Source organism: Leucobacter faecis, assembly GCF_054456695.2.
This window is the reverse complement of sequence record NZ_JBTJER020000009.1, coordinates 46,842-65,664: the sequence shown is the minus strand read 5'-3', so window position 1 is coordinate 65,664 and position 18,823 is coordinate 46,842. Positions and strand designations below refer to the sequence as shown.

General features: G+C 63.2%; 23 protein-coding genes. 15 read left to right on the top strand and 8 right to left on the bottom strand.

What is annotated here, in order from left to right:
- Positions 1-64: 64 nt before the first annotated feature.
- From folE to ACXR2W_RS10815, 7 genes are all read left to right on the top strand, one after another.
- Positions 65-679, top strand: a complete 615-nt coding sequence (gene folE / locus ACXR2W_RS10845; RefSeq protein ID WP_458815685.1) for a GTP cyclohydrolase I — start codon at positions 65-67, stop codon at positions 677-679.
- On the top strand, positions 676-1,554 hold the full coding sequence (folP, locus tag ACXR2W_RS10840) for a dihydropteroate synthase (RefSeq protein WP_458815687.1): 879 nt from the start codon (positions 676-678) through the stop codon (positions 1,552-1,554). The genes folE and folP overlap by 4 nt, the downstream gene beginning before the upstream one ends.
- A 51-nt stretch (positions 1,555-1,605) precedes the next feature.
- Positions 1,606-2,391: a pyrimidine reductase family protein gene (locus ACXR2W_RS10835; RefSeq protein ID WP_458815689.1), complete on the top strand. Its 786-nt coding sequence runs from the start codon at positions 1,606-1,608 to the stop codon at positions 2,389-2,391.
- A gap of 166 nt (positions 2,392-2,557) precedes the next feature.
- Positions 2,558-3,127: a hypothetical protein gene (locus tag ACXR2W_RS10830; RefSeq protein WP_489948849.1), complete on the top strand. Its 570-nt coding sequence runs from the start codon at positions 2,558-2,560 to the stop codon at positions 3,125-3,127.
- A gap of 84 nt (positions 3,128-3,211) precedes the next feature.
- Complete coding sequence (locus tag ACXR2W_RS10825) at positions 3,212-3,829, top strand: hypothetical protein (protein ID WP_458815693.1); 618 nt, start codon at positions 3,212-3,214, stop codon at positions 3,827-3,829.
- Positions 3,830-3,844: 15 nt separating this feature from the next.
- Positions 3,845-4,108: a hypothetical protein gene (locus ACXR2W_RS10820; RefSeq protein ID WP_458815695.1), complete on the top strand. Its 264-nt coding sequence runs from the start codon at positions 3,845-3,847 to the stop codon at positions 4,106-4,108.
- Between the two features lie 66 nt (positions 4,109-4,174).
- A complete protein-coding gene (locus tag ACXR2W_RS10815) occupies positions 4,175-4,360 on the top strand; it encodes a hypothetical protein (protein WP_458815697.1) in 186 nt (61 codons plus the stop codon).
- Here ACXR2W_RS10815 and orn read toward each other — a convergent pair.
- Positions 4,315-4,965 carry an oligoribonuclease gene (gene orn / locus ACXR2W_RS10810; RefSeq protein ID WP_458815699.1) on the bottom strand — a complete coding sequence of 217 codons (651 nt, stop codon included), beginning with the start codon at positions 4,963-4,965 and terminating at the stop codon, positions 4,315-4,317. The two genes, ACXR2W_RS10815 and orn, sit on opposite strands and share 46 nt — an antisense overlap.
- 172 nt (positions 4,966-5,137) lie before the next feature.
- Between orn and def the strand changes: the two genes are divergently transcribed.
- Positions 5,138-5,701, top strand: a complete 564-nt coding sequence (def, locus tag ACXR2W_RS10805; protein WP_458815701.1) for a peptide deformylase — start codon at positions 5,138-5,140, stop codon at positions 5,699-5,701.
- An 85-nt stretch (positions 5,702-5,786) separates the two neighbouring features.
- On the opposite strand, the gene ACXR2W_RS10800 is transcribed toward def, so the two are convergent.
- The 3 genes from ACXR2W_RS10800 to ACXR2W_RS10790 are packed head-to-tail and all read right to left on the bottom strand — an operon-like array spanning position 5,787 to position 9,493.
- Positions 5,787-7,007 carry an MFS transporter gene (locus ACXR2W_RS10800; RefSeq protein WP_458815703.1) on the bottom strand — a complete coding sequence of 407 codons (1,221 nt, stop codon included), beginning with the start codon at positions 7,005-7,007 and terminating at the stop codon, positions 5,787-5,789.
- Between the two features lie 9 nt (positions 7,008-7,016).
- Positions 7,017-8,804 (bottom strand): MDR family MFS transporter, encoded by a 1,788-nt coding sequence (locus tag ACXR2W_RS10795; protein WP_458815705.1) that lies wholly within the window; start codon positions 8,802-8,804, stop codon positions 7,017-7,019.
- Positions 8,805-8,854: 50 nt separating this feature from the next.
- A complete protein-coding gene (locus ACXR2W_RS10790; RefSeq protein WP_458815707.1) occupies positions 8,855-9,493 on the bottom strand; it encodes a TetR/AcrR family transcriptional regulator in 639 nt (212 codons plus the stop codon).
- Positions 9,494-9,622: 129 nt separating this feature from the next.
- On the opposite strand from ACXR2W_RS10790, the gene ACXR2W_RS10785 reads away from it, so the two are divergent.
- The 5 genes from ACXR2W_RS10785 (at position 9,623) to ACXR2W_RS10765 (ending at position 14,299) form a co-directional block, all read left to right on the top strand.
- A complete protein-coding gene (locus tag ACXR2W_RS10785) occupies positions 9,623-10,660 on the top strand; it encodes an AAA family ATPase (protein WP_458815709.1) in 1,038 nt (345 codons plus the stop codon).
- Positions 10,657-11,181 (top strand): cysteine--tRNA ligase, encoded by a 525-nt coding sequence (locus ACXR2W_RS10780; protein ID WP_458815711.1) that lies wholly within the window; start codon positions 10,657-10,659, stop codon positions 11,179-11,181. The genes ACXR2W_RS10785 and ACXR2W_RS10780 overlap by 4 nt, the downstream gene beginning before the upstream one ends.
- A gap of 168 nt (positions 11,182-11,349) precedes the next feature.
- Positions 11,350-12,642, top strand: a complete 1,293-nt coding sequence (locus ACXR2W_RS10775; RefSeq protein WP_458815713.1) for an MFS transporter — start codon at positions 11,350-11,352, stop codon at positions 12,640-12,642.
- Between the two features lie 93 nt (positions 12,643-12,735).
- Complete coding sequence (locus tag ACXR2W_RS10770) at positions 12,736-13,488, top strand: SDR family NAD(P)-dependent oxidoreductase (RefSeq protein WP_458815715.1); 753 nt, start codon at positions 12,736-12,738, stop codon at positions 13,486-13,488.
- Positions 13,489-13,522: 34 nt separating this feature from the next.
- A complete protein-coding gene (locus ACXR2W_RS10765; RefSeq protein ID WP_458815717.1) occupies positions 13,523-14,299 on the top strand; it encodes an SDR family NAD(P)-dependent oxidoreductase in 777 nt (258 codons plus the stop codon).
- Between the two features lie 92 nt (positions 14,300-14,391).
- Here ACXR2W_RS10765 and ACXR2W_RS10760 read toward each other — a convergent pair whose 3' ends face one another.
- The 3 genes from ACXR2W_RS10760 to arsB are packed head-to-tail and all read right to left on the bottom strand — an operon-like array spanning position 14,392 to position 16,255.
- The gene (locus ACXR2W_RS10760) at positions 14,392-14,793 is read right to left on the bottom strand and encodes an arsenate reductase ArsC (protein WP_458815719.1); all 402 of its coding nucleotides are present in this window, start codon (positions 14,791-14,793) and stop codon (positions 14,392-14,394) included.
- Entirely contained in the window at positions 14,790-15,167 is a 378-nt protein-coding gene (locus ACXR2W_RS10755) for an ArsR/SmtB family transcription factor (RefSeq protein WP_458815721.1), read from the bottom strand. Before ACXR2W_RS10755 ends, ACXR2W_RS10760 begins: the two co-directional genes overlap by 4 nt.
- Positions 15,164-16,255, bottom strand: a complete 1,092-nt coding sequence (gene arsB / locus ACXR2W_RS10750; RefSeq protein WP_458815723.1) for an ACR3 family arsenite efflux transporter — start codon at positions 16,253-16,255, stop codon at positions 15,164-15,166. The genes ACXR2W_RS10755 and arsB overlap by 4 nt, the downstream gene beginning before the upstream one ends.
- Positions 16,256-16,381: 126 nt before the next feature.
- Here arsB and ACXR2W_RS10745 point away from each other — a divergent pair, with 126 nt between their 5' ends.
- Together ACXR2W_RS10745 and ACXR2W_RS10740 are read left to right on the top strand one after the other, a co-directional pair.
- The gene (locus tag ACXR2W_RS10745) at positions 16,382-16,627 is read left to right on the top strand and encodes a LapA family protein (protein ID WP_458815725.1); all 246 of its coding nucleotides are present in this window, start codon (positions 16,382-16,384) and stop codon (positions 16,625-16,627) included.
- An 86-nt stretch (positions 16,628-16,713) separates the two neighbouring features.
- Positions 16,714-18,000 (top strand): threonine/serine exporter family protein, encoded by a 1,287-nt coding sequence (locus tag ACXR2W_RS10740; RefSeq protein ID WP_458815727.1) that lies wholly within the window; start codon positions 16,714-16,716, stop codon positions 17,998-18,000.
- A 19-nt stretch (positions 18,001-18,019) separates the two neighbouring features.
- Here ACXR2W_RS10740 and ACXR2W_RS10735 read toward each other — a convergent pair whose 3' ends face one another.
- Positions 18,020-18,646, bottom strand: a complete 627-nt coding sequence (locus ACXR2W_RS10735; RefSeq protein WP_458815729.1) for a hypothetical protein — start codon at positions 18,644-18,646, stop codon at positions 18,020-18,022.
- Positions 18,647-18,823 lie beyond the last annotated feature (177 nt).

The following is an 18,823-nucleotide window of genomic DNA, read 5'->3' as shown; positions in this document are numbered from 1 at the left end:
AGCGCGCGCAGTACGCACAGGCACCTTTTCTAAAAAGTAGAAGAATAGCTGATAGGTTTAGGGCATGGTTTTGCACACATCCGACACCGCGGTGACGCCCAATCTTGCCGCGGTCGCTTCTGCGCACCAGGCACACGCGCCTGCTACTAAGCCCGACCTCGCGGCCGCTACTCGCGCGGCGGGCGAGCTGCTCACCGCCCTCGGCGTCGACCTTGAGTCGGGCGAGCTGGGCCGCACGCCCGAGCGGGTCGCCCACACGCTTGCAGACCTGCTCACGCGCGGGGAGGCGCCGGCGGCGACGCTCATTCCCAGCGACGGGTACGACGGGCCGATTGTGATGCGCGACGTGCCGTTCACCGGCATGTGTGAGCACCATCTGCTGCCGTTTCGCGGCACCGCAACCGTCGCGTTTGTGCCGGGCGAGCAGGTCGTGGGGCTTTCGACGCTCGTGCGCGTCGTCGAGTACTTTGCGCGTGGGCTGCAGTTGCAAGAGCGCATGACCACGCAGATTGCAGACTGGCTCGAAGAGACCCTCGATCCGGCTGGTGTCGGTGTGCGCCTTGAAGCCGAGCACTTCTGCATGTCAATGCGAGGCGTTGGTGGGCCCGCCACTCGCGCCGAGACGCGCGTACTGCGCGGCAGCGTAACGGCGCAGGATCTCGCGGGAGCGCGAGCATGAGCGCCCGACAGATCGGCAAGCGCAGCTTCGACTTCGACCGCCAGGTCGCCGTGATGGCGGTCATTAACCGCACGCCCGACTCGTTCTACGATCAGGGTGCCACGTTTGCGCTCGACCGCGCCGTCGAAGCGGCGCTCAAAGCCGACGCGCAGGGCGCCGACTGGATCGACGTCGGCGGAGTGCCGTTTGGGCGCGGCCCCGCCGTCTCCACGCAGGAGGAGATCGACCGCGTCGCCCCCTTCGTTGAAGCGGTAGCGCGCGTAAGCGACATCGTCGTGTCAGTCGACACGAACCGGGCTGCGGTCGCGCGGGCCGCGATCGACGCCGGTGCCGCCGTGATCAACGACACGAGCGGGCTCGGTGATCCTGAGATGGCCGGCGTGATCGCGGGGTCTGACGCTTCCATCGTGCTCACGCACAGCGTCGGCCCGTGGCGCGAAGAAAAACCCGCCGCCAAGTTCGACGACGTCGTAGACGAGGTCAAAGCGTTTCTCGCCGAGCGGGTGGCGCGAGCCGAGCGCGCGGGCATTCCCCGCGACAGGCTCATTCTCGACCCCGGCCACGACCTCGACAAAAACACGCTGCACACGCTTGAACTCACGCGCCGCTACGGCGAGCTGCAAGAGCTCGGGCTGCCGCTGCTGGCGGCCGTCTCGAACAAAGACTTCGTGGGCGAGGTGGTCGACAAGCCCAAGCTCGAACGACTCTCGGGCTCGCTCGCGGCGATGACGGTGTGCATCATGAACGGCGCGCGCATCGTACGCATGCACAACATTTCCGAGAGCGTTGACGCGGTGCGCATGACCGAGGCTATTCTGGGGTGGCGGGCGCCTGTGCGCCTCGAGCACAACACGCACCCGACACACAACGTGTAACAGGCACATACGCGCGCACATACACGTGCAGCGCCGCCCGAAGGAGTGACCATGACGCACAGCGAGCACGCTCAGGAAGTCGGCCTCGAGACAGCAAGCTTCGAGGTGCCCGTCATCGACGGCATCTTCCCCGACACGAGGCGCGCGCTCACCGACGAGGCGCTGCTCGCTGAGCTCGATCACCCCGGTCTGCGCATGAACTTCGTGTCGAGTATCGATGGCGCGGTGACTCGCGACGGCCTCTCTGGAGGGCTTTCGGGGGCGGCCGACAAGCGGCTCTTTGGGCTGCTGCGCCGCGTGTGCGACGTGGTGCTCGTCGCCGCCGGCACCGTGCGCGACGAGGGCTACACGGCGATGCGCGTCGACCAAGCTTCGGCGCGCTGGCGCGAGGCACACGGCAAACCCGCCCACCCGGTGTTTGCGATCGCGTCACGCGCGCTCGATCTCGACCCCGAGTCTCCTATCTTCGCCGATGCGCCGGTGCCTCCGATCCTGCTCACCACCGCGGCTTCAGCGTCCCGCGCCCACCTCTTCGAGGGGCGCGCCGAGGTGGTCGTGGCCGCAAGCGACGCGGGCGACCGTGTCGACGGAGCGCGCGCGGCCGCCGCCCTGCGCGCGCGCGGCCTCACGCGCATTCTGTGCGAGGGCGGGCCCACGTTCTTTGGCGCGCTCATCGACGCGGGCGCGGTCGATGAACTGTGCCTCACGATCGAACCGAGCCTCGAGGCGGGCGATGCGCGCCGGATCGCCACAGGCCCTGCCACTGCGCGTGACATGCAGCTGGCACGGGTGCTGCGCTCGGGCTCAACCCTGCTGCTGCGGTACGCCCGCGCGTAGGGCGACGTTCTTCGTTCAGTCGAGCCGCGATCTTTGTAGACGGCTAACCTAAACATCGGTCTCGTTTTTGTGGGTTTCCGAGAAGATTCGATGAGTTTCTTTTTGCCGCGTAATTACGCCGATTTTTTGGGGTCTCAATGTCGGTGGTCGCTGTTGTAATGAAATCATGCAACATCCATTCAGCGCCGAAAGCCCCAACCGGGGGCGATTGAACGACCTTGTCTCCCGGGTCGTGGAGGCTGATGCGCGCATGCGGGCGCTGCAGGCCGAGCTGACGGTGTTGCTGGCTGAGGCATACCGGCTGGCAGAGGCCGAGGGTGACTGGCCGTTCAAGCCCGCGCCGAGCGAAGATGACGATGCCGGCGCCGAGGGTCATTACGCCGACAGCATCGCGATCTCGGTCATCCGTGACCATGCAGCGCGAGACGGGAAATTGCGCGGCCTCGATAAGCCGTGGATGAGTAAAGGCTCGTCAACAGCGATGGGCGAAGCTATGCGCAAGATCATGGCGACGCTCGCGCAGCTCCGCGTCGATTTGAGCCGTGAGAATACTCGCCGAAACGTCGAGCACGCACGCTCCCAAGGTCGCATCGGCGGCCGCCCGGCCGTCATGACACCGGAGCGCGACGCAATGGCGAAGACGATGAGGGAGGATGACGAAAATCGTTCGGAAGTTGGCGACCGTTTGCGCATCTTCATTACGTACTCGGACCTGCGCCCGTTGAGTTTTCCGTGAGTGACTGAGATGGTGTTATAAGGGATGTTGCGATCCCGATACGACAGCGATAGACGCTAGCGTAACAAGAGATTCAAAGGAGAAGTGTTCATTAAGAATAGGTTTCGTATCTTCGCAGGTGCAATCGCATCCATAGGGTTGATGCTTGGCTTAGCTGTTACTGCATCCCCTGCAATGGCTTTAGGATCTGTAGACAGGGATGCGGCAGCTTGGGAGGTGTACGAGAAGGTTGAGCAAGCTGCTGACCCCGCTGCGGCAGTGGAGGCGCTTTCCGCGAGCGTACGCGAGCTGTTTATCTATGCGGTGACTCCTGTGGAGGCACGTATCACGGAGGTCATAGATGAGGACGGTATGGCTACTTTCGCTACTTGTGGTACTGAGACGGTACGCGGTCAAGGCCTCAGCGCTATTGGGGTGGCTCTATATGACTTTTGGACAACTGGGCAGATTTGTTGGAATGGCGGAGTGAGCTCGGCAACGTATCTTGATGGTGGCGGTTATTCCGGTGCAGTCGGCTGGAATTACACCGGCTCATCATCAAGCCAAGGCATCGTAGGAGGCTGGGGCTACGCAGCTGGTACGCACTACTTCGAGTTCAACGTCGCTGGTGTTGTTGTTCAGTCTCCCGTCGGCTGCGCTCGAGTTGTCGGCAGTCCTGGTGGCGCACACTTCGGAGAAGTTGGCGTTTGCGGCATCGGTTAAACGGAAGGAGGAATGATGTCAGTTCAGGATGAAGTTTCCAGCAAAGAGAACGTCGGGCTGGGGAGCGTCCTGGCGGTTGCTTCGCTTGCGTTTGTGGTCGCGGTGCTTCTTGCTCCTCTCACTGTCATCTTGGCTGTTCCTGTGCTGATTGGAGTTGGCGTTCATCATTCGATTGCAATGGCTCGGACTACTGGCTCACCGGTTCCATTTGCAGTTCTTCTGGCGCTGGATATCATCATGCTGGTGGTAGTCGTCGGGAGCGCCTTGTTGTCCTTGTGAATTTTTGAAGTAGATGAAAAAGAGACTCCGAGCTAGGAACTTCTAGCTCGGAGTCTCTTTTTGATCGTGTCTGACGGCGAGACGACACTCGACGTGACCGTCGTGGTCACCCAGGTTGACGGTGGATTCAGTGACTCCTTCGTCGCGCAGAATGACGGTGGGAGAGTGCGCAGAATGACGGGGCGCGCGCAGCCGCAGGGGAGCGACTATTCCGCGTCGGTCGTGACCGGCCCGTCGATGAGCGCAGCGTAGCGCTCGCTCGCTGCTGCCGACACCTTGGCCGAGTCTGCCTTGTTGGGGCCGGGCTGCGCGAGCATGACGGTGTCACGAAAGTATGCGAGCTCTTGGATCGACTCGGCGATATCGGCGAGCGCCCGGTGCCCACCACGCTTCTTCGGCGCACCAAAGTAGGCGGCCGTGTACCAGCGGCGGCTCAGCTCCTTGATCGTCGACACGTCAATGCTGCGGTAGTGCAGCTTCTCTTCGAGCGCGGGCATGTACTTCGCGATGAAGCGGCGGTCCATGCCAATCGTGTTGCCCGCTACGAGCGGCCGGCGGCCCGCCGTGACGAAACGCTTCAGGTACGCGATCACCTGCTCTTCAGCCTCGGCCGGGGTGACGCCCGCCTCGATCCGGGGCAAGAGCCCCGAAGTTTCGTGCATGCCGCGCACAAAATCGTTCATGTTCGCGAGCGCCTCAGCCCCCGGATTAATGACGACCTCGAAGCCCGCGTCGAGCGGGGTGAGGTCGAAGTCAGTAACAATCACGGCGATTTCGCACAGACCGTCGCGGTCTGTGTCGAGCCCGGTCATTTCGCAGTCAATCCAAACGATTTGTTCTGCTGGGGTGTTCGACACTCTCGCTCCTTGCCGTGAGATGCCCGCGCCGAAGTGCACGGGGTGACCGCCCCAGTCTAGCGATCGGGCAAGCGTCGCGCAGCGTGCGTAGGCGCAGGGCCAAGCGCAAGGCCAAGCGCAAGGCCAGGCGCCGTGCAGGGGGAGTGCGCGTCGGCATCATAAGATTGAGGGCATGGCTGTTCTTCCCATTGTGATCTCAGGCGAGCCCGTGCTGCACGCCCCCGCCCAAACTGTCACCGAGTTTGATGACGCGCTGCGCACCCTCGTCGACGACATGTTCGAAACCACCGAGGCCGCACCCGGCGTGGGGCTCGCCGCCCCGCAGGTGGGCGTGAACAAGCGCGTGTTTGTGTGGATCTACGAAGATCAAGACGAGGCTCCCGCTCGCGGCGTGGCGATCAACCCCGAGCTGTGGATCGAACCGCTCGAGCCGGGGCTGCCGGGCGAAGAAGAGGTCGAGGGGTGCCTGTCGTTTCCGGGTGAGCGCTTCGCCCTGCGCCGGTCAAACCGTGCCCTGCTGCGCGCGCAAGACATCGACGGCAATCCGTTCGAGATCACGGCGACCGGCTGGTTCGCGCGCATCATGCAACACGAGTTCGATCACCTGAACGGCCTGCTCTACGTCGACCGGCTCGTGCACCCCGAGAACCGGGGCGCGCAAAAGGCCGAGCGTCGCAACGGCTGGGGCAAGCCCGGCCTCAGCTGGATGCCCGGCGAGGACGACCTCGAGGGCTAGCCGCTGCGTTAGCCACAGCGCGACCGAGCAGCGTCGCCGAAAATATGCGCGAGTAAATCCGCTTATGGTAGCTCGTTAAACGGATTTACTCGCGCATATTCTTTGTGCCAGCGCGGCGGGCGGGCGTGTGCATGTCTGACACGAGCGTCCACCCGCAAAGCGCCAGCGCGAGCAAGATCGCGGTGACACCAAACGCCCACCCAAAGCCGGCGACATCGACGAGGGCGCCGGCGATCAGCGGGCCGAGTACGCCGCCCAGGTCGCTGGCCATCGAGTACCCGGCGACGACCCCGCCGCCGCTGCGGCCGCCGAGCACATCGGCGAGCACCGCCTGCTGGGCGGGGTTGGCGAGGGCCGACCCCGCGCCCGCCGCGAACATCGCAGCCATCGCCAACAGAAGGTTGGGTGAGGCTGGAAACGCCGCGTAGCTCACCGCCAGCACGATCATGCCGGTGATGAGCAGGGGCCTGCGGCCGACGGTGTCGGTCCACCTCCCCGACGGAAAAATCAAGATCGCGTTGCCCGCCGCATACGCCGCGAGCACCCAGGCCGCCATCGCGGCGTCGCCGCTAAACACGACGGCCACAAAGATTGGCACGAGCGACACGCGCACGCCAAACGAGGCCCAGCCAAACGAGAACACCGACACGAGCAGCGCCCGGTACTGCGGCACCCGCACCGCGTCGATGAACAGCATCGGTGCGACGTCGCCCGGCTTCTGGGAGGGGCTGCCCGCCGCTTTCGACCCGCGCAACGCGATCGCGACGACGGCGGCCGCGATGAGCAGCATCACGAAGTAGAACACGAACGGCGCGCGCAGCCCAAAGCCGGCCACGATGCCGCCAAACACGGGGCCGAGCAGCCCGCCCAGCAAGAATCCGGCCGCGTTCAGGCTCGCCACGCGGCCGCGCGCGTTCAGCGGGCTGAGCTTCACGAGCAGCGCGGTCGCCGCGACCGTGAACATGGTCGAGCCGATACCGCCCGCCCCGCGCAGCACCACAAACTGCGTGTAGTCCTGCGCGAGCGCCGCCGCCCCCGTCGACACGGCCACGATCAAGATGCCCGCGGTGTAGCTGGCCCGCTCACCAAACCGGGCCACGACCCAGCCCGCAAGCGGCGCTGACACGAGTCGCATGCCCGCAAACGCGCTCACGATCGCCGACGCCGCAAAGTTCGACACCCCAAATTCGAGCGCGAACTGCGGGATCGCGGGCGCGACCACCCCGTATCCGAGCGCCACGGTGAACGCGCCTGCTACGAGCGCCCACACCTCGAACGGAAGTTTTGTTTTGGGGGCGGTCGTCACCCGCTGATCCTATCGAGTTTCGGTCGTGGGTGATTCTTGATCCGGATCGGTGCCTTGCTGCGCAGGCCCCTGCGCGCCCGCAGCTGCCGCGGGCGCGAGCGGCTCAGCCGCCGCAAGCGGCTCAGCCTCTCCGAGCGAATCTGCCGCCGCGAGAGCTTCGGCCTCCGCGCCGCCGATCGCCTCGCCGCGCGCGACCATGCCGGCCTGGTCAGACAGCGGGATCTGCTTGAGGAAGAGGGCAAGCAAGAACGCGAGCAGAATGAACGGGATCAGGTACCAGAACACGGGCGCGAGCGAGTCGGCGTAGGCGGTGACCACGCCGTCTTGCACCCGGGCGGGCAGCTGCGCGAGAGACTGCGGGTCGATCGTGGCGACGGCCTGCTCGGCGTTCGCCATGCCCGCTCCCGTGAACACGGCGCCCAGGTTATCGCTGAGGCGCGTCGTGAACATGGCGCCGAAAATCGCGACGCCTAAGGACGCGCCCACTTCACGGAAGTAATTGTTGGTGCTCGTGGCCGTGCCCACCATGGTCGCATCGACGGCGTTTTGTACGACGAGCACGACGACCTGCATGATGAGGCCGAGCCCCGCGCCAAATACGAACAGGTAGACGCAGATCAGCCAGATGGGGGTGCTCGCTGCGAGCGTCGTCATGGCCCCCATCGCGGCGGCCGTGACGAGCGTGCCGACGATCGGGTACACGCGGTAGCGCTGCCGCTTCGTGATCATGATGCCCGACCAGATCGATGTGCCCATCATGCCGACCATCATGGGCAACATAAGCAGGCCCGACACAGCAGCCGAGGTGCCCGACGACATCTGCAAGAACGTGGGCACGAACGCGATCGCCGCGAACATGCCGAGCCCGAGTGTGAACCCGATCGCGGTAGCGTTCAAGAAGATCGGGTTCTTGAACAGGCCAAGCGGAATGATCGGGTCTTCTGCGCGCGCTTCGATGATGACGAAGAGAGCCGCGGCGGCGATGAGACCGATACCCCACATCCAGGTCTCGAGGGCGCCCCAGCCGTAGGCGCGGTTGCCGCCAAAGTCGGTGAAGAAGATGAGGCAGGTCGTGGCGATCGAAAGCGTGACGACGCCCGCAATGTCGATCTTCTTGGTGGCCTTCTTGCTGGGCAGGCGCAGCGCGAACCAGGCGATCGCGAAGGCCGCGATGCCGACGGGAATGTTGATGTAGAACGCCCACTGCCAGGTCATGTGGTCGACGAAGAAGCCACCGAGCAGCGGGCCCGCGACAGCCGAGAGGCCAAAGACCGCGCCGAGCGGGCCCATGTACTTGCCGCGTTCTGAAGCGGGCACGATATCGGCGATGATCGCCTGTGACAGGATCATAAGCCCGCCGCCTCCGAGGCCCTGCATCGCGCGAAACGCTACGAGCCAGGTGAAATCGGGGGCGAGCGCGGCGCCCGCCGACGCGATCGTGAACGTGGCAATCGCGATCAAAAATAGGGTGCGACGGCCGAGCACGTCACCGAATTTGCCGTAGATCGGCATCACGATGGTGGTCGCGAGCAGGTAGGCAGTCGTGATCCACGCCTGGTGTTCGACACCGCCGAGCTGGCCGACGATCGTGGGCATGGCGGTTGACACGATGGTCTGGTCGAGGCTCGAGAGCATCATGCCGGCGATGAGCGCCGAGAAGATGATCCAGATGCGGCGCTGGGTGAGCAGCAGCGGGGCGGGGCTGGCGGTGTTTGCGGTGTCTGCGGTGTGCGCGGTGTGCGCGGTGTGCGCGGTGTGCGCGGTGTGCGCGGTGCTCCGTGGGGCGGAAGCGGGCATAGAAGAGGTCCCTTTCGGGGCGTGGTGGGTGTGGTGTGTGGCGTGCAGTTTTAGGCGGGTGTCGGTGCCGGGGGCTGCGCGAACAGTTCGCGGCTGAGCGCGAGCGCCTCGCGCAGCGCCGGCCCGATGCTGCCGGTGCCGCCAGCGTGAAAGAACTCGTGCACTGTTGAGTGCAAGAGCCCGCCGACGAGCTGGATTGCGAGCCGCGGGCGTGGATCGCTCAGGGGGAGGCCCTCGCGCTCAGCGATCAGCGCGGCAAACCGGGCGTGTAGTTCTTCTGATTCACTAATGAATTTCTCGAGAAACGCGGGCTCCCGCCTGACGATCTCGTGCACGTGGGTAATCGTGCCAGCGATATCGAAGACCTCATCCAGTGACTCGATGGTCGCCTCGACGAGGTCGTCGAGTAGCGTGGGGCTGATCGTGCCGTCGGCGGTGCCGTTCGCCATGAAGCGGTGTATGGCATCGCTCTCAAGCGCGTCGGGGGGAGTACCGATGACGGCGGCTTCCTTCGACGCAAAATAGTTGAAGAAGGTGCGCCGCGAGATACCTGCGGGTTCACAGACGTCTTCAACGGTGAACCCGGCGAGTCCGTGGGCGGCGGTGAGTTTGCGCGCGTGCTCGGTGATCGCGATGCGGGTGCGCCGCATCTTGGCCTCACGGCTTTGGTTCGCTGCACTCTGGGTCACAAAGTGCAATTATGCACGATCTGCCTGGGAGTGCAATTTGTTGATATAGGTGGGTGTGTAGCGAAAGTGCAGGCGATAGTCTGACAGCAGGCTTGCGTATTAGGGAATGATTAGTGAGGAGTGCGCCCGATGGCGGTAAATCCGATTGCACGCGCTCAAGTGACAAACTTTGGGCCCTTCGCGTCACTCGATGTAACGTTTTCACCCCACCTCAACGTGATCGTCGGCGAGAACGGGGCTGGAAAGTCACAACTCATTAAGTTGTTGTATTCAGCAACGGCGCCGTTGAGTCAGGTGGAAGATGAGCGCCCGACAAAAGCTAGGTTTAACCGGGCACTTGCCTCTAAGCTGCGGGGCGTATTTAGACCGGACTCTCTTGGGCGACTCACAAACCGACAGCAGGGGCACACTCGAAGTGAAATTCGTCTGCAGTTTAACCACATAGGGGCGCTTGACTTCGGGTTCTCAACGCGCTCTGCAACTGAAGTGCAGACTGCCGAGGTGCCAGATCGGTACCTCAGTGAGACCCCCGCGTTCATCCCAACACGTGAGCTGCTGTCTATCTACCCGGGCCTTGCGGCGCTCTATGACGAGCGCGTGATGGAGTTCGACGAAACGTGGCGTGACACTGCTGTGTTGCTTGGGCGGGGTGTAAGGCGCGGCCCCAGGGAGCAGACCGTTCAACGGGTACTTGCGCCGATTCAGGAGGCCTTGGGCGGTGCTGTTGTTGAAGAGAGCGGCCGCTTTTATCTGTCGCAGCCAGGCCTTGGCAAAATTGAGATGCACCTAGTGGCTGAGGGGTTTCGCAAGCTTGGCATGATTGCACGGCTCGTGGCGTCAGGTACTTTGCTTGAAGGTGGCTATCTGTTTTGGGATGAGCCAGAGGCCAATCTCAACCCCAAAACATTGAAGCAAGTCGCAGAAACTATTGTCGAGCTTGCGCAGTCCGGCGTGCAGGTATTTATTGCTACCCACAGCTTGTTTCTGCTGCGAGAAATTGAGATGCTCACCGAGCAGCGAGCGCTTGAGAGCGTCTTCGTTGGCCTCCAGCGCGACGATCAGGGTTTTGTAGTAGCGGAGTCGGATAGCAGCGTCGAAGGCATTGGTGATATTTCGGCACTCGATGCAGAGCTCGCTCAGTCAGTGAGATATTTGGAACTCACATGACACGCGTGAAGCTTACCGAACAGCGCTATGAATTCATCTTCGATGCGGGGTGGGTGGCCGAGCAGTATGACGAGTGGCGTCACTATCGTGAGAATTTGCAGCAGGTGCGCATCAAGGCGGGCAAAGATGAGCTCTCGGGCTGTGACTTCGTAGCGACAGACGGGTTTCGGGCGTACCTCGTCGAAGTGAAGGACTACGCATACCCAGGGACGACGCTACCTGAAGAGTTGCCGGGCAAGATCGCACTCAAGGCGCTAGATACACTTGCTGGGCTTGTGTCGGCTCGAGAAAAGGGCGGACCAGAATCAACTATCGCAGCGAGGGTGCTGAAGAGTCGTTCAATTCATCTGGTGGTCTCAATCGGGCTGCCTGATCGGCGGCGAAAGCTGATGTCACCAGAACTGTTTCTCGCCAACGTCAAACAAAAGCTGAAGGAATCAACGAAGCAGGTGCTGCCGCACCTGCACGTTCACCTGCTTGGTGAGCGCGGCAAAGCCTGGGACACCCGCCGCGTCGCGTAACCTGCTTGAAACCTTCGCGACACCGTGGTGAAATGTGGCGCCGCCGATCGGCTAATATTACTTAGAGTTACACTGGTCTGTTTCATGCCCGGAGTTTTGCGCTACACGCGTTAAAAACCGGTTCTCGAACAGGCCTTTATTCGTTTTATCGCAGAATATTGGAGAGCCGTGAGCGCACCCAAGAGCGCGAAGCGGATTCACTACGCATGGTGGATCCTCGTCGCAGTTAGTATCATCGTCGGTCTGGGCAAGGGGGCGCTGAACAACACCTCGGGGTTGTTTATCGCTCCGGTGACGAAGGACCTCGGGTTTGGTGTGGGGCAGTTCACACTGTACTTCTCGGTGGCGGCGATCGTGACCATGGTGTTCTTGCCCATCGGCGGCAAGCTGCTCGCCAAGTACGATGTGCGCCAGGTGGTGCTCGGAGCCATCACACTGCAGGCCGGCGCGATCATGCTGTTCGGTCTGATGAGTGCGGTGTGGGGCTGGTACCTCCTCGCGGTGCCGCTGAGCATGGGCGGCACGATCATCACGGTCATCGTGGGCCCCGTGCTCATCAACCAGTGGTTTAAGACACGCAACGGTCTCGCGCTGGGTGTGCTCTCGGCAGCTGGCGGCCTGATCGGTGCGATTGCGCAGCCCGTTACGTCGTTCCTTATCGGTGCGTACGGCTGGCGCATTGCCTACATGGTGCTTGGCGGGTTCTCGCTGGCCATCGTGGTGGCTGCCACCCTGCTCCTTCTGCGCAAGTCACCCGAGTCGATGGGTCTGCGCCCGCTGGGCGCCGAAGCCTCACCCGAGGCCGAGTTTGACGCAAGCGCGCCCGTGGCAGCCAAGCCGGTCTCGGCTGAGGGCATCGAGATTGCCGTCGCGCGCAAGTCTGTACCGTTCTTGATGCTGGCACTGTTCTTCTTCTTCATCACCTCGGTGGCCTCGTTCTCGCAGCACATTCCGAACCACCTCGAGCAGCTCGGGTTTGAGCAGTCCTTCAGCGGCACAGTCATGAGTATCTACATGCTTGGCGTGCTCGTCGGATCCCTGATCCTCGGCGCGCTTGTCGACATGCTCAGCTCGAAATTCACGGCCGTGCTCACGATGATCGTCGGTATCATTGCGATCGGCCTGCTGATTGTGACGAACAACCCAATCGTGATCTGCGTCGCAGTCGCCCTGTTCGGTCTCATTAGCGCATCGATTGGCATCATCGCCCCCGCCATGGTGACCTCGCTGTTTGGCAAGCGTGATTACGCGCAGATCTACGCGACCGCCTCCACTGGCCTCGCACTGGCCTCGATCGTGGCGCTACCCGCATACGGGTTCGTGTACGACGCGACGAAGACCTACCAGCCCGTACTCTTCGCAATCATTGTGATGCTCGCGCTCAACATCGTGATCGTGCTCGTCGCATTCGCCGCGCAGAAGCGTATGGTGGCAAAGGGGCTGTGGCAGCACGCGGGCTAACCGCCACGCGGCTTTTGGTCGCGCAAATTTGACTCCGCCGAGGGCCGGCGACGGACACAAATCCCGGCCATAAGTCAACGAAAGGACTCATCTATGTCGCAGGATCAGCTCGCCGGGGGCGTAATCATTGTCACCGGCGGTGCCTCGGGAATCGGCGGAGCCACCAGCCGCGCTCTCGTTGCTCGTGGTGCACAGGTCGTAGCAGTTGACATTAACGAAGAGGCAGGCCAGGCGCTCGTAGCCGAGCTGCCCGAGCAGGTCGCGTTCTTCGCGGGCGATGTGTCTGACCCCGAGACCGCAAAGCAGGCGGTCGCGCTGGCTGTCGAGCGCTTTGGCAAGCTCACCGGGCTCGTCAATAACGCCCACGCTTCGCGGCAGAAGCCGCTGCTCGAACTCGAGCAGAGCGACTGGGACCTCTCGTTCAACACGGGGTTCCAAGCGACGCTCAACTTCATGAAGGCAGCGCACGCTGAACTCGCCAAGACGAATGGTGCGATCGTGAACTTCGGTTCGGGGGCCGCGATGAGCGGCCAGCCGACGCAGGCCGCCTACGCCGCCGCGAAAGAGGCCATCCGTGGGCTCTCGCGTGTGGCCGCGAACGAGTGGGCCGCCGACGGCATTCGCGTCAACGTGGTGTCGCCGCTCGCGCTCACCGCGGGGGTCGAGGCATGGTCGAAGGCTGCGCCCGAGCAGTACCAGCAGGTGCTCAAGTCGACCCCGCTCGGCCGCTTTGGCGATCCGGAGTCAGATGTTGCCCCGATCATCGCGTTTCTGCTCTCGAAGGAGTCGCAGTACATGACCGGGCAGACACTCATGGCCGACGGCGGCACGCAGAAGCTGTACTAGGCCCGCGGGCACCTCGAACGAAAGCAGGGAGAACATGAACGATTACCTTGGACTCGCAGGCAAAGCGGGCCTCGTGACCGGTGCGGGCGACGGGATCGGCCGCGCCAGCGCCGTGGCCTTCGCGCAGGCTGGCGCCAACGTGCTGCTGTGCGACATCAGCGCAGAGCGACTCGAAGAGACCGCGCGCCTCGTGCGCGAGGCGGGCGCCGAAGCCGAGATTCTCGTGGGCGACGCCTCAGACGAGACGCTCGCTGAGCGCGCCGTCGCAATCGTCGTAGAGAAGTGGGGTGCACTCGACTTCGCGCACAACAACGCCGGTATCGGGGCGCCCACGACTCCCTTCACCGAGCAGGAGCGCGCCACCTGGGAGCGCATCTTCTCGCTCAACGTGTTTGGCACGATGCAGTTCATGAAGCACGAGCTGCGCCAGATGGAAAAGCAGGGCTCGGGCGCGATCGTCAACACCTCGTCGATGTCGGGCAAGCAGGGCTCGCCCGGCCTGTCGCCGTACAACGCGTCGAAGTGGGCCGTCAACGGCATCACGCAGACCGCGGCCCTCGAATACGCTTCGAAGGGTATTCGCGTCAACGCGTTCTGCCCCGGTGCGACGCTCACCACTTCGCTGCTCAACTGGAAGCAGTCGTCACCCGAGGCCTATGACGCTGTCGCGGCAAGCATTCCGATGAAGCGCATGGCGGGTGTCGAAGAGCAGGCTGCCGCTGCCGTGTGGCTGTGCTCTGCGGCATCGAGCTACGTCACCGGCACGCTCTTGAACGTAGAGGGCGGCGACGGGATCCTCGGTAAGCAGTAGCATCTGCCGAAGAATGAGGGGGTTCAGTGTTCATGAGAACACTGAACCCCCTTTCTGTTGCCCGGCGCCGTGCGTCTAGTGGAATGTCCTAGCTACAGCAGCTCTGCAATGAGGCGCTCGACCCGCGCTTTAATGGCGTCACGGATGGGGCGCACAGCCTCGATGCTCTGCCCCGCGGGGTCTTCGAGCTGCCAGTCTTCATAACGCTTACCGGGGTAGAACGGACAGGCGTCACCACAGCCCATCGTAATCACAGCATCGGCGGCCTGCACAGCCGCGTCGGTGAGGACCTTGGGGGCCTCGGCGGTAATATCAATGCCCTCTTCGAGCATCGCGGCGACCGCGGTGGGGTTGATGTGGTCAGCGGGAATTGATCCGGCAGAAAAGACCTCGATGCGGTCGCCCGCGAGGTGCCGCAGGTAACCCGCGGCCATTTGTGACCGGCCCGCGTTGTGTACGCAGACGAATAAGACAGAAGGGGTGGTGAGGGTCATGCTGGTTCCTTTGGGGAATGCTGAAATGAGCCGAGCAGCGCGGTCGCCGCGGCGGTACTAGTGGGTACAAATCTGTACCAAACCCACGTGCCCCGCCTCGTCGAAGTGACGAGGCCAGCGGTTTTGAGCACCTTGAGGTGGTGGGAGATGGTGGGCTGGGCGACGTCTGCGAGGGCCGCCAGATCGCACACGCACGACTCGCCGCGCGGGTCGGTGGCGATCGCCGAGAGGATGCGCAGCCTGAGGGGCTCGGCGAGCGCCTTCAGCGTGCTCGCAACGCTCTGCGCGGCCTCCGTGCCGATGGCGTGGTCTGTGACGGGAGCGCACGAAGACACCTCTGAAGCGGCCTCGGTTACGTCAGTGAGTGCGGTCATGATGCCCTCGTTCCGGTCGCGTAGGGGTCGGTTTTAAACCAGGTCTTCGCCAGCCAGAGTGAGACATACACCAGCCCCACCAGCACGGGCACCTCGATGAGCGGGCCCACGACACCGGCAAGCGCCTGCCCCGAGGTCGCCCCAAAGGTGCCGATCGCGACGGCAATTGCGAGCTCAAAGTTGTTGCCCGCGGCCGTGAACGCAAGCGACGTGGTGCGCGCATAGCCCAGCCCGATTGCTTTGCCGAGCGCCATGCCAATGAACCACATCAGACCGAAGTACGCGAGAAGCGGGGCCGCGATACGGGCCACGTCGAACGGATTCTTAGTGATGGCCTCGCCCTGAAAAGCGAAGAGCAGCACGATGGTGAACAGCAGACCGTAGAGCGCCCACGGCCCGATCCGGGGCAGAAAGGTGCCCTCGTACCATTCGCGGCCGCGACGCTTCTCGCCCAGCCAGCGTGACATGAAGCCGGCGATGAGCGGCACGCCCAAGAACACGAGCACGTTGAGTGCGATCTGCCACACCGAGACATCGAGCCCCTGCGAATCGAGGCCCAGCCAGCCCGGCAACACGGTGAGGTAGAACCAGCCCAGAAATGAGAAGGCGACGACCTGAAACACCGAGTTCATGGCGATCAGCACCGCGGTGGCCTCGCCATCACCGCAGGCGAGATCGTTCCAAATCACGATCATCGCGATGCAGCGGGCGAGCCCCACGATGATCACGCCGGTGCGGTACTCGGGCAGGTCGGCCAAGAAGATCCAGGCGAGCGTGAACATGAGGGCGGGGCCGAGTAGCCAGTTCAGCACGAACGACGAGACGAGCAGCTTCTTGTCGCCGGTGATCGCGGCGACCTTGCTGTAGCGCACCTTCGCGAGCACCGGGTACATCATGACGAGTAGACCCAGTGCGATCGGTACCGAGATCCCGCCCACCTCGAGGCGCGTGAGCAGCTCAGACAGGCCGGGAACGAAACGCCCCAGCAGCAGCCCCGCGATCATGGCGATGCCGATCCACAGGGCGAGCCACTTGTCGAGCGTAGACATTCGTTTGGGGGCGACCCGCACAGGCGCTTGAATAGACATGTGTCTATATTGACGGTTGTCGATGCAGTGCGCAAGTTTTGTGGGGTGAGTCCTCGCCGGGTAGCTTTCCTATAGGATCAATCGCGATAGGCAATCCAATGAATACCTGGATGGCGAGGGAGCCACATGGGACGTGCAAGCGACAACACCGGCAACGGGACAGAGAAAAGCATCAACATCACTAAGTTGGTGGTCTCTCTCGTCATACTGGCAGCCGCGCTGATCTTCATCTTCTCGAATCGCGGCACCGCGACCCTGCACTTTCTGAGCTTTCAGTTTGTGGCTCCCGGGTGGGCGTGGTTCCTAGTGCTCCTGGCGGCCGGCGTGGTGATCGGCTCGATTTTTCCCTGGTTTCGTAAGAAGAAGAAGTAGCGGCGCCAGCCAGGGGGGGTTGAACGTGCTCGTGAATTCTGCAGCACAGTGAAATTTGGGTCACAGTGAAACTTCGCCGCACGCGTTTGCAACGCGCTCTGTCGGTGCTCGAAAAAGACGACCCGACGACGCTGGCCTATGCCCGCTCTACCGAGTTGGTGGGCATGCTCGGGCTGCTCGGGCGCGTGCTGCTTGCTGGCTCGCAACCCACCAACGAGGTGGCGGGGTCACTACTGTCGCTCGCGCGCACCTACGGCAGCCTCAATCTGCGCATCATCGTGCTGCCCACGTTCATTCTGATCGAGGATCCGTCGCACGACCCGGTCAAAACGTCGGTGTTCGACGCCAATCACGCTCCGTTACGGCTCGACCAGGTTGATGCGATCGAGCGCCTCATGCACAAGTCGGCCGCGGCGCAGCTCGACCCCGCCGACGTCTCGGCGCGCGTGAAGCGCATCAGTGCGGCGCCGCCGCGCTTTGGGTTCTGGGCGTCGCTCGCCGGGCATGTGCTGCTGACGCTCGGCTTTGGGCTTGTGCTGAGCCCCACGCTGGCCGCGCTGCCGGTCTACGCGGCCCTCGGGCTGCTCGTGGGGCTCATTGTGCTGCTGGGCTCGCGCGTACAGACGCTCGCGCTGGTGCTGCCAGTTGTGGCAGCCTTCACCGCGACGGCGATTGCCGGGCTTATTGCCCCAGAGCTCGCAAGCCAGAGCGTGCTCAGCCTGGTCACGCCCGCGATCGCAAGCATGCTGCCCGGTCTGACGCTCACGATCGCGACGGTCGAGCTGACGAACGGCCAGATCATCGCGGGCGCCAGTCGCATGCTGTACGGCTTCGCCTCGCTGGCGCTGCTCGCATTTGGGCTATACCTGGGCATGGTCGTTTCGGGTATGTCGCACCCGCACACCTCAAGCGGTGACCGGCTGGGCGCGTGGGCGCCCTGGCTGGGCATCGTGTTCGTCGCGATCGGCTACTACCTGTACTCGGTCGCCCCCAAGGGGTCGCTGATCTGGATCTTGTTTGCGCTCAGCGTGGCCTACGCGGGCCAGCTGCTCGGCCATGTGCTGCTCGGTGCGGCGCTCTCGGGGCTCATTGGTGCCGTGATCTCGGTGCCCGCGATCTATCTGGTGTCGCACCTGCCGCGGGCCCCGCAACCAGCGGTGATGCTCACCTGCGCGTACTGGATGATGGTGCCCGGCACCATGGGGTTCATCGGCCTCACCGAGACCGTTTCGGGCACGGCCGGGGGAGGCAGCGCCCTACTGCAAACGGTCGCGGGCATCTTCGCCATCGCGATCGGCATGGTCGTGGGCACGGGCCTCAGCCGCGACACCGGGGCTGTGGCGCGGGCCTGGGTCTCGACCCGGATCAGGTAGCCGTGCTTGGGATGAAAAATTAGCCGCCTTCGAGCTCGTGAACACGGGTATCGCGCGCCAACGGTGCAAACCAGCTTGCATCGTTGCGAGTGATTTGTTGACGGTACGCCCAAGCAAGCAAATCAGGTAGGCCGAGCAACGGCTCAGCTGATGGGCGCGCATGGTATTCAGTTGCGTCACGGTGAAGCGTCCCGGCCCGACGGAGATCGCCGAACGTGAACCGGTCATGACGGTTGGCGGCCGGAGTCTCTAGCGAGTCAAGCACGAGAAGCGTCGTTCCTTCCTCCTTATGAAGTAGCGGCGCGATAAATGAAAGGCATCGCCGGCGTGCACTATGCCCATGATCATCATCTAGATCGATGGCCGTCTGTACGACAACATCCATACCATCGTGCTGGCTGGCTGCGAGCGATAGGGCGCTGCGGAGGGAAGTGAGTTCATTCCGACGGTACATCGGAGAAGCATGCATTGTGTCGCCACCATAAAACTCAAGCAGTGCTGTTCGACTGCGGTCGAGATCGTCCGGGTAAACGATGGCCGATGCGATGATATAGAAAGTCTTGCCTTCGCGCAGCTCGTAGGACTCATCGAGGAACGCTATGGGCGCTCTGTTCTCTGCATAAAGACGGTGTAGCTGAATGTCCACGATCCTCCTGCAAAGATGCGACCCCCAGGACGCCGTAGCGAGCCTGGGGGTCATACGCTTCACCGGCGGTGCATAAAATGCCTGGCGGGTTACCTGCGCTGCACCTCTAAGATACCAGCTTGTTCATGCGCCGTCTACGCGCGCGCATGTTTGGGTGAGCGCGGCTTCCTGTTGCGG

Excerpts from the sequence above, each read along its gene's own strand:
- folE (WP_458815685.1), top strand. The coding sequence starts at position 65 with ATGGTTTTGCACACATCCGACACCGCGGTGACGCCCAATCTTGCCGCG.
- folP (WP_458815687.1), top strand. The coding sequence starts at position 676 with ATGAGCGCCCGACAGATCGGCAAGCGCAGCTTCGACTTCGACCGCCAG.
- ACXR2W_RS10835 (WP_458815689.1), top strand. The coding sequence starts at position 1,606 with ATGACGCACAGCGAGCACGCTCAGGAAGTCGGCCTCGAGACAGCAAGC.
- ACXR2W_RS10830 (WP_489948849.1), top strand. The coding sequence starts at position 2,558 with ATGCAACATCCATTCAGCGCCGAAAGCCCCAACCGGGGGCGATTGAAC.
- ACXR2W_RS10820 (WP_458815695.1), top strand. The coding sequence starts at position 3,845 with ATGTCAGTTCAGGATGAAGTTTCCAGCAAAGAGAACGTCGGGCTGGGG.
- def (WP_458815701.1), top strand. The coding sequence starts at position 5,138 with ATGGCTGTTCTTCCCATTGTGATCTCAGGCGAGCCCGTGCTGCACGCC.
- ACXR2W_RS10795 (WP_458815705.1), bottom strand. The coding sequence starts at position 8,804 with ATGCCCGCTTCCGCCCCACGGAGCACCGCGCACACCGCGCACACCGCG.
- ACXR2W_RS10785 (WP_458815709.1), top strand. The coding sequence starts at position 9,623 with ATGGCGGTAAATCCGATTGCACGCGCTCAAGTGACAAACTTTGGGCCC.
- ACXR2W_RS10780 (WP_458815711.1), top strand. The coding sequence starts at position 10,657 with ATGACACGCGTGAAGCTTACCGAACAGCGCTATGAATTCATCTTCGAT.
- ACXR2W_RS10770 (WP_458815715.1), top strand. The coding sequence starts at position 12,736 with ATGTCGCAGGATCAGCTCGCCGGGGGCGTAATCATTGTCACCGGCGGT.
- ACXR2W_RS10765 (WP_458815717.1), top strand. The coding sequence starts at position 13,523 with ATGAACGATTACCTTGGACTCGCAGGCAAAGCGGGCCTCGTGACCGGT.
- ACXR2W_RS10760 (WP_458815719.1), bottom strand. The coding sequence starts at position 14,793 with ATGACCCTCACCACCCCTTCTGTCTTATTCGTCTGCGTACACAACGCG.
- ACXR2W_RS10755 (WP_458815721.1), bottom strand. The coding sequence starts at position 15,167 with ATGACCGCACTCACTGACGTAACCGAGGCCGCTTCAGAGGTGTCTTCG.
- arsB (WP_458815723.1), bottom strand. The coding sequence starts at position 16,255 with ATGTCTATTCAAGCGCCTGTGCGGGTCGCCCCCAAACGAATGTCTACG.
- ACXR2W_RS10745 (WP_458815725.1), top strand. The coding sequence starts at position 16,382 with ATGGGACGTGCAAGCGACAACACCGGCAACGGGACAGAGAAAAGCATC.